13 protein-coding genes are annotated in these 14,008 nt (G+C 73.2%); 4 read left to right on the forward strand and 9 right to left on the reverse strand.

Annotated elements, in window-relative coordinates; translation table 11 throughout:
* Positions 1 to 121 precede the first annotated feature (121 nt).
* Complete coding sequence (locus I3F54_RS26230) at positions 122 to 1,393, forward strand: streptophobe family protein (protein WP_240121376.1); 1,272 nt, start codon at positions 122 to 124, stop codon at positions 1,391 to 1,393.
* Here I3F54_RS26230 and I3F54_RS26235 read toward each other — a convergent pair.
* The 5 genes from I3F54_RS26235 to mgrA form a co-directional block, all read right to left on the reverse strand.
* Positions 1,374 to 2,369: a serine/threonine-protein kinase gene (locus I3F54_RS26235; RefSeq protein WP_240121377.1), complete on the reverse strand. Its 996-nt coding sequence runs from the start codon at positions 2,367 to 2,369 to the stop codon at positions 1,374 to 1,376. The two genes, I3F54_RS26230 and I3F54_RS26235, sit on opposite strands and share 20 nt — an antisense overlap.
* A complete protein-coding gene (locus tag I3F54_RS26240) occupies positions 2,369 to 2,917 on the reverse strand; it encodes a hypothetical protein (protein WP_240121396.1) in 549 nt (182 codons plus the stop codon). Before I3F54_RS26240 ends, I3F54_RS26235 begins: the two co-directional genes overlap by 1 nt.
* Positions 2,918 to 2,932: 15 nt before the next feature.
* Complete coding sequence (locus tag I3F54_RS26245) at positions 2,933 to 5,278, reverse strand: FHA domain-containing protein (protein ID WP_240121378.1); 2,346 nt, start codon at positions 5,276 to 5,278, stop codon at positions 2,933 to 2,935.
* A 49-nt stretch (positions 5,279 to 5,327) separates the two neighbouring features.
* The gene (locus tag I3F54_RS26250; protein WP_240121379.1) at positions 5,328 to 5,738 is read right to left on the reverse strand and encodes a hypothetical protein; all 411 of its coding nucleotides are present in this window, start codon (positions 5,736 to 5,738) and stop codon (positions 5,328 to 5,330) included.
* Between the two features lie 554 nt (positions 5,739 to 6,292).
* On the reverse strand, positions 6,293 to 7,285 hold the full coding sequence (gene mgrA / locus I3F54_RS26255) for an L-glyceraldehyde 3-phosphate reductase (RefSeq protein WP_275676827.1): 993 nt from the start codon (positions 7,283 to 7,285) through the stop codon (positions 6,293 to 6,295).
* Positions 7,286 to 7,428: 143 nt separating this feature from the next.
* Here mgrA and I3F54_RS26260 point away from each other — a divergent pair, with 143 nt between their 5' ends.
* Together I3F54_RS26260 and I3F54_RS26265 are read left to right on the forward strand one after the other, a co-directional pair.
* Positions 7,429 to 8,349: a LysR family transcriptional regulator gene (locus I3F54_RS26260; RefSeq protein WP_240121381.1), complete on the forward strand. Its 921-nt coding sequence runs from the start codon at positions 7,429 to 7,431 to the stop codon at positions 8,347 to 8,349.
* Positions 8,350 to 8,608: 259 nt separating this feature from the next.
* Entirely contained in the window at positions 8,609 to 9,124 is a 516-nt protein-coding gene (locus I3F54_RS26265; protein ID WP_240121382.1) for a DinB family protein, read from the forward strand.
* On the opposite strand, the gene I3F54_RS26270 is transcribed toward I3F54_RS26265, so the two are convergent.
* Positions 9,106 to 10,176 (reverse strand): adenosine deaminase, encoded by a 1,071-nt coding sequence (locus I3F54_RS26270; protein WP_240121383.1) that lies wholly within the window; start codon positions 10,174 to 10,176, stop codon positions 9,106 to 9,108. The genes I3F54_RS26265 and I3F54_RS26270 overlap by 19 nt on opposite strands.
* A 96-nt stretch (positions 10,177 to 10,272) precedes the next feature.
* Positions 10,273 to 10,665, reverse strand: coding sequence for a VOC family protein (locus tag I3F54_RS26275; RefSeq protein WP_240121384.1), 393 nt, complete (start codon positions 10,663 to 10,665; stop codon positions 10,273 to 10,275).
* Positions 10,666 to 10,858: 193 nt separating this feature from the next.
* Here I3F54_RS26275 and sph point away from each other — a divergent pair, with 193 nt between their 5' ends.
* Positions 10,859 to 11,842, forward strand: a complete 984-nt coding sequence (sph, locus tag I3F54_RS26280) for a sphingomyelin phosphodiesterase (protein ID WP_240121385.1) — start codon at positions 10,859 to 10,861, stop codon at positions 11,840 to 11,842.
* Positions 11,843 to 12,228: 386 nt separating this feature from the next.
* Here sph and I3F54_RS26290 read toward each other — a convergent pair whose 3' ends face one another.
* The gene (locus I3F54_RS26290) at positions 12,229 to 12,432 is read right to left on the reverse strand and encodes a hypothetical protein (protein WP_308373950.1); all 204 of its coding nucleotides are present in this window, start codon (positions 12,430 to 12,432) and stop codon (positions 12,229 to 12,231) included.
* A 607-nt stretch (positions 12,433 to 13,039) separates the two neighbouring features.
* Positions 13,040 to 13,867, reverse strand: coding sequence for an alpha/beta fold hydrolase (locus I3F54_RS26295; protein WP_240121386.1), 828 nt, complete (start codon positions 13,865 to 13,867; stop codon positions 13,040 to 13,042).
* Positions 13,868 to 14,008: the final 141 nt, after the last annotated feature.

The following is a 14,008-nucleotide window of genomic DNA, read 5'->3' on the forward strand; positions in this document are numbered from 1 at the left end:
ATTTGAGCCCGTTTCATCCATAACACCCTATTGTGTGCATCGCTCGCTCCCGGGCCGCAAGCGGGACGCGGACGGGGTCTCTCGGCGGGCGCGCGACCCCGGCGCTGCTTAGCGTGGCGGTGTGAACCCGTCGACCCCCTCCGGCCGGACCGTCGCCCCGCACGGCTGGGTGCAGGCCGTCGCCACGGCACTGGCCGGCCTGGCCGCCATGGGGATCACGGCTGCACTGGGCCTGTGGGCGGCGGGAGCCGCCGACCTCCCGGACGGCGGCTTCGCGCCGGTGGTCGCGGCGACCGTCGTCACGGCAGTCGGCGGCACCGTGGAGTTCTCCGGGAACGCCGGCGGCCTCGCCGACACCGCGGCCGGTCTGACGGTGATGCCGCTGTCGGTCACTCTCGTCGGGGTGCTCGTGGTCGCCGCCGGGTTCCTGCGGCCCTTGCGGCACCGGGCGGTCGCGGGCGCCGGAGAACTGGCCGGCTGGGCCGGCCGCATCGCCGTGGTCTGGCTGCTCGGGCTGATCGGGCTGTCACTGGCGGCCCGGCACACCTTCGCCGTTCCGCTGGGCGACGAGACTCTCAGTGACCTCGGCGACCTGTTCGGGGTCTCGCCCGAGGTCGGATTCCGCGCCAACATGCCGCTGACCGTGGTCGTCGGCCTGGTATGGCTGGCCGGGACCCTGTTCCTGGCGCTGGCCGTGTCGCGGCGTGCGCCGCTGCCGGGCAGGCTGCTGCGCTTCCGGGCATCGGTGCGCCCGGCCGCGTACGCCATGGTGGTGCTGCTGCTCGTGCACGTCGTGGTGGGCGTGGTCGTCGCCGTCGTCGTCGCGGCCACCCGCGGTCACCCGGCCGAGACACTGGCCGTGGCGCTGCTCGGGCTGCCCAACGTGGTGTGGCCGGCCCTGACGATCGGCCTGGGCGCCGACTGGCACGGACGGGTGCAGGGCCCGTTCGACCTGCCCATGCCGCACGTGCTGGACGAGGTGCTGCGCACCCCGGACGTCTCCACCCTGAACCTGCAGGCGTTGGCCGACTACGACGACCGGTGGTGGTGGCTCGTGGTCGTCGAGGCCGTGCTGCTGCTCGCGGCGGGGTTCCTGACGGCGGTCCGGTCACCGGCCCGCATGCGGACGTGGCAGCACGCCGTGCACCTGGCCGTGGCGCTCGCCCTGACCGTACTGATGATCTGTCTCGTCTGCCGGATCTCGGCACACCTGGGCCTGTCCCTGTTCGGCATCGGCGACCTCGGCGGCGCCCTCTCCGCGCGGCTGTTCCTGCGGCCCGACGTGTGGCCGGCGCTCGGCCTGGGCCTGCTGTGGGGGCTGGTGGCCGGATTCCTGGGAGCCCTGGCCGCCCGGCCGGTCCGGCGGCGCGGTGTCACCCCCGGCGACGTGTGACGGGCTCCGCCCAGGCGGGCGGCGGTTTCGCGGTCCCGCCGGCGTGTGCCGGGGCCACCGCCAGGTCGACCTCGGTCGGCGCGTGCCCGGCTCCGGGGCCGCCGGTGCCGGCATCGCGCAGCGCTGCGACGAACGCCAGACAGGAGTCGTAACGGTCGTCGGGGTTCTTGGCCAGGGCCCGGGCGAAGACCGCGTCGACCTCGGGCGGCAGGTCCGGGCATGCCTCGGTGAGCGGGGGCGGTTCGTCGTACTGGTGGGCCCACAGCAGGGCCATGTCGTCGTCGCGGCGGAACGGCGGGCGGCCTGCCAGGGTCTCGTGGACGACGCAGGCCAGGCCGTACACGTCGCAGCGGCCGTCGACCGGTCGGCCGGAGATCTGCTCGGGTGCGACGTAGTCGAGGGTCCCCACGAACTGGCCGACGGTGGTGAACCCGGTCAGCGACAGCGACTTCTTGGTCAGCCCGAAGTCCGTGAGGTAGACGTGCTCGGGATGATCGCTGTCGGTGCCGCGGGCCACCAGGATGTTGCCCGGCTTGACGTCCCGGTGCACCAGCCCGTGCTCGTGTGCGGCGTCCAGCGCCGAGGCGACCTGCGCGGCGATGCGCACGGCGGTGGCCAGCGGCAGCGGCCCCTGCCGGTCGAGCAGGTGGCGGAGATCGCTGCCGGCGACGTAGCGCATGGCGATGTAGAGCACGCCGTCGGTCTCGCCGGCCTCGAAGACCGGCACGATGTGCGGGTGGTCGATGGCGGCGGCCGTCCGGGACTCGTGGACGAAGCGCTTGCGGAAGGTGTCGTTGCGCGCCAGTTCCGGTGCCAGCAGCTTCAGCGCCACCGTGCGGTCCAGCCTCAGGTCGCGCGCACGGTAGACGACGGCCATGCCGCCGCGGCCGATCTCCTGCTCGATGCGGTAGCCCGCGACCCGGCGGCCGATCAGTTCGGAGGGGCGGCCGGAGAACAGGCTCGTGTCACCGCCCATCAGGCATCACCGTCGGACGCCACCGCGCGGGTCGGCGCGTGCCGGGCGCCCTGCCCGGGCGGCCGCGGTTCCCCCTCGGCCGCGTACGTGCTCAGCCGGGTCCCGTCGCCGTAGAGCCAGCGGTCGCGCTCGGCGTCGTACAGCCACATGTCCGCTCCGTCGACCACCACGCCGATGCGCAGGCCCTCGGTGCGCTGCCGGAAGGCGGCGCCGTCGAGTCCGCCCGCGGCGAGCTCCTGAGCGGCGGCGCGGTAGCGGGCGAGGACGGTCTCGGCGCCGGTGAGCAGCGCGAGGGGGTCGGCGGTGGCCTCCAGGGGCCCGTCGGCGGTGGGCGGGTCCTGGGGCACGGTGACCAGCAGGCGGCCGTCGACCCAGGCGGACCAGCCGTTGGCGCACAGCACGTGCCCCCAGTCGCCGCGCCGCTCCGTGAGCTGGACGGGCAGCAGCGGGTCCAGGGAGACGGTGGGCCGGGCCGGGTCGGGGGCCTCCCAGGCGGGCATGCCGTCCGGGGGGACCACGTGCGAGGGCCGGAAGCCGGGCGTCGGCAGGGTCATCGCTCTCGCCTACTTCCGCATCACGGCGGGCTCGTGGCGGCGCAGCAGCCGGGCCACCAGCAGCCCGAAGAGCACCGACAGCACGAGCAGCATGCCGATGTCGAGCAGCCAGGTCCCGGTGTCGTGGGCGAAGAGCGGGTCGCCGGTGAGGTCGCCGGGCACGATGCGGGCCAGGTCCAGGGTGCCCGCCATCGCGCCGAACGCCCACCGGGAGGGCACCAGCCAGGACAGCTGCTCCAGGCCGGGCACCCCGTCGAGCGACAGCAGGGCACCGCAGAAGACGACCTGGACGATGGCCAGCAGCACCAGCAGCGGCATCGTCACCTCCTCCTTGCGCACCAGCGCGGAGATGAGAAGGCCGAGCATCATCGCGGTGAACGCGAGCAGGGCGACGGCGATGGTGATCTCGACGAGCGGGGGCATCAGCACGCCCTTGCCCCCGGGCGCGTTGAGGTCGACGCCGAGCAGGGCGACGAGGGTGAGGACCACGGCCTGAAGGACCGTGACCGTGCCCAGCACCACCACCTTGGACATCAGATACGCCGATCTGGGCAGGCCGACGGCCCGCTCCCGCTGGTAGATCACGCGCTCCTTGACCAGCTCGCGCACGGCGTTGGCGGCGCCGGTGAGCACCCCGCCGACGCACAGGATCAGCAGCGCGTTCATCGCGGTCTCCCGGGTGAGCTCGCTCCCGGCGAGCGCGCGGGCCATGGCGCCCATCACGAACGGCAGGGCGATCATGATCGCGAGGAAGGTGCGATCGGCGCCGAGGGCCGCGGTGTAGCGGCGCACGAGCGTGCCGAGCTGGGCGCCCCAGCTGCGCGGCGGGGACGGCGGAGTCATGATCACCGGGCCCTCACGGGGCCTGCGGGGCTGCACTCCGGCATCGGAGACGTACCTGCGGTACTGCCCGGAGAGGCGGTAGTCGCCCGCCCAGTCGCGTTCGCGGTCCCGCTCGAACGCCTCGAAGGCCTCCGGCCACTCCTCGAACCCGAAGTAGGGCAGGGCCTCACGGGGCGGCCCGTAGTAGGCGATCCGCCCGCCCGGGGCGAGCACCAGCAGCCGGTCGCAGACGTCGAGGCTGAGCACACTGTGGGTGACGACGATGACCGTACGGCCGTCGTCGGCGAGCCCGCGCAGCATGTGCATCACCGAGCGGTCCATGCCGGGGTCGAGGCCCGATGTCGGCTCGTCGAGGAAGAGGAGCGAGGGCTTGGTCAGCAGCTCCAGCGCCACGCTGACGCGCTTGCGCTGGCCGCCCGACAGGCTGTGCACGGGCTGCGCGGCGCGCTGCTCCAGCCCGAGTTCGCGGACCACCTCGTCGACCCGGGTGCGGCGCTCGCCCCGGGCGGTGTCCTGCGGGAAGCGCAGCTCGGCGGCGTAGCCGAGGGCGCTTCGGACGGTGAGCTGGGAGTGCAGGATGTCGTCCTGCGGGACGAGGCCGATGCGCTGCCGCAGTTCGGCGTAGTCGTGGTAGAGGTCGCGGCCGTCGTACAGGACGGTGCCGTGGTCGGCGGGGCGCTGCCCGGTCAGGGCACCCAGCAGCGTGGACTTGCCCGCGCCGCTGGGTCCCACGACGGCGAGCAGGCATTTGGCGCCGACGGGGAAGGACACCTGTTCCAGCAGGGTCTTGCGGCCCCGGTCGACGACGACCGTGAGCTCCTGCACGTCGAGGGAGACCTCGCCGGTGTCGACGTACTCCTGGAGCTGGTCGCCGACGAGGCAGAAGGCGGAGTGGCCGATGCCGACGATGTCGCCGGGGGCGAGCGCGGCGCTGGTGACGCGGCGGCCGTTCAGGAACGTGCCGTTGTGGCTGCCGACATCGGCGATCTCGTAGCCGGTCCCGGGGGCGAAGCGCAGTTCGGCGTGGTGGCGGGAGACGGTCAGGTCGTCGACGACGAGGTCGTTGTCGGCGGCGCGGCCGATGCGCACGCTGCGGGCGGGCAGCGGACGGACGGTGGTGGGCTGCCGGAAGGTGCCGGTCAGCGCCGGCATGGAGATCTCCGACGGGCGCTCGGGAACCGGTTCCGGTTCCGGTGGGCTCACGAGGACCACGCGGGGGCCGTCGGCGGGGTTGCCGAAGCGGATGACGCTGCCGGAGCCGACGTACCGGTCCTGGACGCGGTGGCCGTCGACGTAGGTGCCGTTGGTGCTGTGGTCGTCGTGCAGGACCCACCTGCCGGCCTCGGGGCGCAGGACGGCATGGCGCCAGGAGACGCGGGCGTCGTCGAGGAAGATGTCACTCAGCGGGTCCCGGCCGACGTGGTAGTCGCGGCCCGGGGTCATCACCAGGGAGCCCGTCTCGGTCCGGAGCACGAGTTCGGGTGCGGTGGACAGGGCCGGCCGCTCCGCCATGCCAGGATTCTACCGATTTGGCGGTTGCCGTGCCCCGCGGACCGGGGCCTCAGCCGACGGGCATGGCCAGCGACGCGGCCATCCGCTGCATGCGCAGGGCGTCGACGGACTCGGCGAGCAGTTCGTACTCGGTGGTGTCGTCGCTGGCGGCGACACGCACCAGCCGGCCGCCGGCCAGCTCCTCGGCCACCAGTTCCTGCTCGCCGCCGTCGGCACACCAGGCGCGCAGCACGCCGGGCACGTCGGGTACGCCGTCGGCGACCGGCACGAGAGCGGCGGCCGGTACGTGCGCGCTGTCGGGGCCGGGGTCCAGACGCTCGGCGATCCAGGAGGCCCGATCGCGCAGCCACCACAGCGCGAGCGCCAGCGTGGGCGCCCGGTAGGTGCCGAGCGGGACGCCGATGCGCCGGCCGTCGCAGACGCCGTATGCCGTGACATGGCACAGGAACTCGTCGTGCACGTCTCACTCCCCCGTGACGCGTCGTTCGCCGGCCGGATCGGCCCGGCACTCCGTGCGGCTCGTGTGCGGTGCACTACACCTCGTGTTCGAGTATGTTCACCCCTGAACCACTGTCACCACGCTTTTCCAGCCAGTCTCCTGGCATATGCGCGAGACCGGCTGGCCGAAACGCGGCGACCGGCCCACGGAGGCACGGACGGCCCTTGAACGTTCCGGCGGCGAGGGCGCGGACCCGTGACCGGCGGCCGCGGACAGCGCCCCCGACGCGCCCGGTGGGCGAGGGCGCACGATCCGCCGCCCCACGGAGGAGTCCCGCCCCCGGGGCGGACGACGGGACTCCCGGCAGCGGCCGGGGCGCTTCCGCCGGACCTCCACGGGAGAGGGAGTGGCTCTCGCCGCACTCGGTGCGCGGTCGCCGCACTTGGTGCGCGCTCCCGGCGTGCGGAGCGGAGGAGGGCCGGTGACGGAACGGCCCCACCCTGCGCCCACCCGTGCGCCGCATAGCAGGCGGACGGGCGGGCGCCGCGCCGCCCGCGGGCTCCACCGGCGGTGCTCTACCGCTTGACGACCACGTCGATGCGGGCCAGTTCCTCCGCGGTGAAGTCCAGGTCGCGCACGGCGGCGACGCTGTCCTCCAGCTGCGCCGGGCTGCTCGCGCCGACCAGCGCGGAGGTCACCCGGTCGCCGCGCAGCACCCAGGCCAGGGCCATCTGGGCCAGGCTCTGACCGCGCTCGCGCGCGATTTCGTGCAGGGTGCGCAGCCGGGTCACCAGCTCACCGGTGACCGCGTCCGTCTTCAGGAAGGGGCTGTCGCCCGCCGCGCGGGAGTCCTCCGGGATCCCGTCCAGGTAGCGGGCGGTCAGCAGGCCCTGCTCCAGCGGGGAGTACGCGATGGAACCGACCCGGAGCTCGTCGAGCACGTCCAGCAGACCGCCCTCCTCGGGGCGCCGGTCGAGCATCGAGTAGCGCGGCTGGTGGATCAGCAGGGGGGTGCCCAGCTCGCCGAGGATGCGGGCGGCCTCGCGGGTCTGCTCCGCCGAGTAGTTGGAGACGCCGACGTAGAGCGCCTTGCCCTGCTGGACCGCCGAGTGCAGCGCCCCCATCGTCTCCTCCAGCGGAGTGTCCGGGTCCGGGCGATGCGAGTAGAAGACGTCGACGTGGTCCAGGCCCAGCCGCTCCAGGCTCCGGTCGAGCGAGGACAGCAGGTACTTGCGGGACCCCCACTCGCCGTACGGACCGGGCCACATGAGGTACCCGGCCTTGGTGGAGATCACCAGCTCGTCGCGGTAGCGGGCGAAGTCGGTGCGCAGGAACCCGCCCAGCGCGCTCTCGGCGGAGCCGGGCGGCGGACCGTAGTTGTTGGCCAGGTCGAAGTGGGTGATGCCGAGGTCGAAGGCACGGCGCAGGACCGCCCGCTGGGTCTCGACCGGCCGGTCGGGCCCGAAGTTGTGCCACAGTCCGAGCGAGAGCGCGGGGAGCTTCAGTCCGCTGCGTCCGGTGCGCCGGTAGGGCATGTCCGTGTAGCGGTCGGGATGTGCGGTGAACAACACGACTCCATGAGGGGTGGGCGCCGGGGATGCGGTTCCGGGGAACCGGCACCACTCTGGCCGGGCCTGCGACCATGCGTCCAACCGAATAATCCGATGAAATTCAGCGAGCAGGCTGCTGAATGACGGTAGACTGCTTCCTCGTGGAACTGCGTCAGCTCGAACACTTCGTCGCGGTCGCCGAGGACCAGCACTTCACCCGGGCGGCGGAGCGGCTCAGGGTGTCCCAGTCGGGCCTGTCGGCGTCGGTCCGCGCCCTCGAACGCGAGTTGCGGGCCACGCTGTTCGTCCGCACCACGCGCCGGGTGACGCTCACCGGGGCCGGGCGGGCGCTGCTGCGGGAGGCCGAGCGGATCCTGGCCGGGGTGCGGGCAGCGCACGAGGCGGTGGCCGCGGTGCAGGGCGTGCTGCGCGGCACGCTCTCGCTCGGAACCGAGCAGTGCATCGCCGGGGTCGACGTGGCGGGGGTGCTCGCGACGTTCCGGCGCGGGCATCCGGACGTGGAGATCCGGCTGCGGCAGTCAGGCTCCGCCGCACTGGCCGATGAGGTCGCTGCCGGGCGGCTCGACCTGGCCTTCGCCTACCGCACCCAGACCGGCACCGGCCCACTGCGCTCCGTCACGCTGGCCGGGGAGCCGATGACGGTCCTGTGCCATCCCGGCCACCGCCTGGCACGGGCGGGCGCGGCGGTGACGCCGGACGACCTCGGTGCCGAGGTCTTCGTCGACTTCCAGCAGGGCTGGGGGCCACGCCGGGCCACCGACGCCGCCTTCGCCGCCGCGCGGGTGCGCCGCACGGTCGCGCTGGAGGTGAACGACGTGCACGGCCTGCTGGACCTGGTCGACCAGGACCTCGGCATCGCCGTCGTACCGCGGCACTTCCGGCACAAGCGGGCCTCACTCACCGCCCTGCCGCTGAAAGGGATGGAGGAGACGGTGTACGAGACGGTCGCACTGCTGCCCCCTGCGCAGGCCACCAGCCCGGCGGCGAGGGCGCTGATGGGCCTCCTCGCCGGGGAGAGCGGCGATACGGAACCGCCGGAGAACCCGCCGCCACCGCCGTGACCGGGCCCTGTTCCGCCGTTGCCCGCGCGGCGGTGGCCCTGTGGACCTCACCGGCCCGGCGCCGGGGGCGAGGCCGGGCGAGCGGAGCGGCGCGACACCCCGTCCGCGAACCCGGGGTGCGTCGTCCGCTGCAGGCGGGGGCGCGCCGTCGGCCGGGCCGGACGGCGCCGGGAGCGGGACCCGGACCGGCGAGGCGGTCGGGCCGAGCGGGTACGGGATTCCGGGGGCGGAACGGGAGGCGATGCGCGATGGTGGACGTATGCATGCCAAGGACATCCTCATCGACGGCTTCGGCCGCATCCGGGAAGAAGTCCATGCGGCGGTCGAGGGACTCGGGCCGGACGGCCTCAACACCCGCCCGACCGCCGACACCAACTCGATCACCTGGCTGGTCTGGCACCTCACCCGCATCCAGGACGACCATGTCGCCGACGCCTTCGGCCTCGACCAGGTGTGGCTCGCACAGGACTGGGAGAAACGCTTCGGCCTGGACGTGCCGCGCCGCGACACCGGGTACGGGCACAGCCCGGCGACGGTGGCGAAGGTGCGGGTCGACTCGGCCGACCTCCTGACCGGGTACCACGACGCGGTCCACGCGCAGTCGCTGCGGGCCCTGCGCGACATGACCGCCGCGGACCTCGAACGCATCGTGGACGAGCGCTGGGATCCGCCGGTCACCCTCGGCGTCCGGCTCGTGAGCGTCCTGTCCGACGACCTCCAGCACGTCGGACAGGCCGCCTACGTCCGCGGTCTGCTTCAGAGCTCGGCGGCGTAACCCGGCAGGACCACGTCCTCGATGAGGGCCTTGCGCTCGTCGAAGGGTAGGAACGCGCTCTTCACGGCGTTGAGCGTGACGGCGCGCAGGTCCTCCACGGTCCACCCGGCCTGCTCGACCAGCAGTTCCATCTCGCGGGTCATCGTGGTGCCCGACACCAGCCGGTTGTCGGTGTTCAGGGTGACCCGGAAACCGAGGTCCTTCAGTGCGGTGATCGGGTGTTCGGCGATGGAGGTCGCGCAGCCGGTCTGCAGGTTGGAGGTCGGGCACATCTCCAGGGCGATCCGGCGGTCGCGCACCCAGCCCGCGAGGCGGCCGAGCTTGCCGTCCACGATGTCCTCGGTGATCCGCACACCGTGCCCGATGCGCTGCGCGCCGCACACCTGGAGCGCCTGGTGGATGCTGGGCAGGCCGTGTGCCTCACCGGCGTGGATGGTGAACGGCACGCTCTCGCGGCGCAGGTGCTCGAAGGCGTCCAGGTGGTCGGCGGGCGGGAAGCCGTCCTCGGCGCCGGCGATGTCGAAACCGACCACACCGGCGTCCCGGAAGGCGACGGCCAGGTCTGCGGCCTCTCGGACGCGGTCGAACATCCGCATGCCGCACAGCAGGGTTCCCACGCGGACGGGGGTACCGGCGGCGGCAGCCTTGGCCATGCCCGCGGCGAGGCCCTCCTGGACGGTCTCGACGACCTCGTCCAGACCGAGACCGCCCTTCAGCATCAGCTCGGGGGCATAGCGCACTTCGGCGTAGACCACGCCGTCGGCCGCGAGGTCGAGGACGTACTCCTCGGCGGTGCGCAGCAGGCCCTGACGGGTCTGCATGACGGCCAGGGTGTGCTCGAAGGTGGCTATGTAGCGGACGAGGTCACCGGAGTCGGCGGCCTCGACGTACCAGGCGGCGAGTTCGTCGGGGTCGGTGGTGGGCAGGGTGTGGCCGATCTCGGCGGCCAGCTCCACGACGGTGCCGGGGCGAAGGCCGCCGTCGAGGTGGTCGTGGAGGACGGCCTTGGGCAGGCGGCGCAGGAGGGCGGAGTCTACGCGCGTAGCGTTCATCGTGAGGTGTCTCCTTGAGCGGGGTGGTGCGATGCGGGGGTGGAGCACGGAGGAAGAGGCGGCGGACAGGAGGGGGCAGGCTGCGGCGCGGGACGCTCAGCCGGCGGGCTGCAACAGGTCCCAGCGGTTGCCGTACAGGTCACGGAAGACGGCGACCGTGCCGTAGGGCTCGTGCCGGGGCTCCTCCAGGAAGGTCACACCGGCCGCCAGCATGCGGGCGCGATCGCGGGCGAAGTCGTCGGTGTGCAGGAAGAACCCGACGCGCCCGCCGGCCTGGTCGCCGACCCGGGCGGCCTGGGCCCCGCCCTCGGCGCGGGCCAGCAGCAGCGCGGTGGCGGCACCTGGTGCGCCGGGCTCCACGACGACCCAGCGGGAGCCGTCGGGGCGGGGCGCGTCCTCGGCGAGACGGAAGCCGAGGGCCTCGCTGTAGAAGCGGATCGCCTCGTCGTAGTCGTCGACGACGAGGGTGACCAGGGCAATGCGTCTCATCAGGACCTTTCGGGAGGGCTGACCGGAGAGGTTATACGTAAAACTTCTCGTGCGCCAGTGCCTTCCGCGGGCGGCGGGCGACCAACCGGACAGGTTCATGCCATATATATGCTGCACGGGTGTTACCCAGGAGTAATCCCCGGTGGTTTGATGTGCGGCGCCACTCAACCCCCTTCACCCACAGGGAGATCCAGTGACGCTCTTCGCATCGCGCCGCACCCGGGGCGCCGTCGGGCTCGCCCTCGCTCTCGCCGCGGCACCCCTGGCCGCCCCGGCACCCGCCGCAGCAGCCGGGCAGCCGCCCGCGCTGCGCGTGCTGACCTACAACGTCTTCCTCATGAGCACGAACCTGTACCCGAACTGGGGCCAGGAACACCGGGCCGCCGAGATCGCGAAGGCGTCCTTCTTCCACGGCAACGACGTCGTCGTGCTCCAGGAGGCCTTCGACAACTCCTCCTCCGACGCGCTCAAGAGCACCGCGGCGGGCGAGTACCCCTACCAGACGCCGGTGGTGGGCCGCAGCAGGAGCGGCTGGGACGCCACGGGCGGCGCCTACTCGTCCCTGACGCCCGAGGACGGCGGCGTCACCGTGCTCAGCAAGTGGCCGATCGTGCACAAGGAGCAGTACGTCTACAAGGACGCGTGCGGCGCCGACTGGTGGTCCAACAAGGGGTTCGCCTACGTCGTGCTCGACGTGGACGGCACCAGGGTCCACGTGGTCGGCACCCACGCCCAGTCCACCGACCCCGGCTGCGACCCGGGCGAGGCGGCGGCGATGCGCAGCCGGCAGTTCCGGGCGATCGACGCCTTCCTCGACGCCAAGCACATCCCGGCCGACGAGGAGGTGCTGGTCGCCGGGGACATGAACGTGGACTCGCGAACCGCCGAGTACGCCTCGATGCTCGCCGACGCGGGGCTCGTCGGCGCCGACGCCCGCACCGGGCACCCGTACTCCTTCGACACGCAGGAGAACTCCATCGCGCGCTACCGCTACCCCGACGACCCGCGCGAGGACCTGGACTACGTGCTGCACCGGGCCGGCCACGTCCGACCCGTGGTGTGGAAGAACGAGGTGGTGAAGGAGGAGTCGGCGCCCTGGACGGTGACGAGCTGGGGCACCGACTACACCTACACGAACCTCTCCGACCACTACCCCGTGACCGGATACACCGGCTAGTGCTCCGCCCGGGGTCCGCCGGGTGACCCCGGGCGCCACGCGCCGGTGGGCCCGCCCGTCGGCCGTGGCTGGTGCTCGGTCCCCTGTCCACGTGCGCCGAGTCCGGCGGCCCGAACTCCTCGGCGGTCAGCGGCAGCGCGCCCGCGGCCACGTTCTCGGCGAGGTGGTCGGGGTCCCGCGGCGCCGGGGGCGGCGAGCACGTGCGGCCCCCCGGCGCCGGGGGGCCGGGCGAGGCGGACCTGCATCGGGCTCGCGCCATGGGCGCGGGCGGCGGCCTGGACCGCCTCGCCGGGCCCGCGCCGGCGCCCCGCTCGGCGCGGACCCGGCGACGGCGAGAAGGACACGAACGCGATGCCCTGCTCGCCGCACCGTGGCGTCGGCTTCCGTCAGGGGGACACCTGGTGCCCGTCCGCCTCCAGCACCACCGCCAGCCTGCCCAGCAGCGCACGCAACAGGTCCGCGTCGCCGTCTGAGGCCGCCGGCCAGTCCGCGCGTACCGCCCGGTCGACCCGACGCCAGTACCCCAGGCCGCGCGGGGTGAGGTGGGCCAGGATGCGGCGCCGGTCGAGGGGGTCGACGCGGCGGTGCACGAGGTTACGGTCGACCAGGTGGTCGACGGCGTCCGGGGGTGCGTCGTACGGCGGAGCACGCCCCGCGAACCGGACGGACCCGGGTCGTGCGGCGACACGGAGCGGGGGCGCCCCGGCCGCAGTCCGGGAGAGCGGTGCCGGGCACCGCGGGCCGGTGAGCCTTCCCGGTCGCCGCGCGGGGTCACGGGTGCGTACATCCCAGGAGACAGGCTGGAGTTCGGCCCGTGGACCCGGAATCATGACGCCATGTTCCGGCACGATCCCCGCGCAGCCCAGTGGTTCACGGCCGACGACTCCGTGCTCGGCGTGGCCCTGGTCTTCCCGCTGCAGGGCCCGGCCGGGCTCTTCGGTCCGGCGTGCGAGATGTGCGCCCTGCTCGCGGCGGAGGAGCGCACTGGCCCCGGCGCCCGTACGGGCCCCGCCCGATCCGGGGCGCGGCGGGCGTCCGGAGCGCGCGGCGACGGGGGCGGGGGGCGGACCGGAGTGGACCGGCGAGGTTGCATATTCAACTGCCGCCAGGTCCCTATCCGGACCACCGGTGACCGTGTGTAGTCACCGGTGTCGTGAGCACCAGTGGGGCACCGCCGACGTGACCCGGACCCGCCGTTCAACGCTCTGCCGGTGCGACGGCCCGCGTTGCGAGCCCGTCGAGGAAGCCGCGTACGACGGCAGTGAAGGCGTCCGGCGCGGCGGCGTGCACGAAGTGGTCTGCGTCCAGGGCGACGACGGTGGTGTGCGGTCGGCGCTCGCCCATCTCTCGGGCGTGCTCGGGCGTGACCACCTGGCTGCGGGTGCCGTGGACATAGAGCACCGGACAGCTGCTGGCGAGCCAGTCCGCCCAGTGGTCGCCCTCGTTCAGCCGCTCGGCGTCCAAGGCGTCCTGCGGGTGGAACGGCAACTCCCAGGTACCGTCAGGGCGTCGGCGCGGAGCATCGGCGAAGTGCGGCGCGGCCGGGCCGAGCCCGGACAGCAGCTCGTCGCGGGTTGCGGCGCGGTGGCGAGCGTGCGCGAGAAAGGCGAGCGGGTTGTGTTCGCCGTGGCGGAGCTCGACGGCGACGTCCTCCACGATCAGCGCCTCGACCAGATCCGGTCGCCAGGCGGCAAGTTGCAGGGCGTTAAGGCCGCCGAGCGAGTGGCCGAGGACGACGGTCGGGCCGAGGCCCAGATGCTCCAGCAGGGCCGCAGCGTCCGCGACGAACCCTTGGCGGCTGTACTCCGGCGCACGGTCGGACTCGCCGTGCCCGCGTTGGTCGGGGGCGATAACGCGCCAGGCCGGCGTAAGGCTACGGGCCAGGCCGGCGAAGCCGGAGCCCTGGTCCAGCGGGCCGTGCAGGGCGAGTAGAGGACGTCCTGGGCCACCGAAGTCCAGGTAGGACAGGCAGCGCCCGCCGAGCATGAGGGCACTGCGGGTGGGGGCGGTGACGGTGTCGTCCACGGTGATTCTCCCTACGCGTCGGGAACGGTTCCGAGGCGACCGTAATGGCCCGATACGCAAGGCGTACACAAGTACTAGGGAGCGTATGTGGTTGTGATCATCAGGTGGTCCGGGTGAGCTCTCTGAGCCAGATCATCGAGG

Origin of the sequence: Streptomyces sp. MUM 2J (genome assembly GCF_022414535.1) — a bacterium.
Classification (GTDB): Bacteria; Actinomycetota; Actinomycetes; order Streptomycetales; family Streptomycetaceae; genus Streptomyces.

Excerpts from the sequence above, each read along its gene's own strand:
- I3F54_RS26270 (WP_240121383.1), bottom strand. The coding sequence starts at position 10,176 with ATGAACGCTACGCGCGTAGACTCCGCCCTCCTGCGCCGCCTGCCCAAG.
- I3F54_RS26235 (WP_240121377.1), bottom strand. The coding sequence starts at position 2,369 with ATGGGCGGTGACACGAGCCTGTTCTCCGGCCGCCCCTCCGAACTGATC.
- I3F54_RS26265 (WP_240121382.1), top strand. The coding sequence starts at position 8,609 with ATGCATGCCAAGGACATCCTCATCGACGGCTTCGGCCGCATCCGGGAA.
- I3F54_RS26275 (WP_240121384.1), bottom strand. The coding sequence starts at position 10,665 with ATGAGACGCATTGCCCTGGTCACCCTCGTCGTCGACGACTACGACGAG.
- I3F54_RS26245 (WP_240121378.1), bottom strand. The coding sequence starts at position 5,278 with ATGGCGGAGCGGCCGGCCCTGTCCACCGCACCCGAACTCGTGCTCCGG.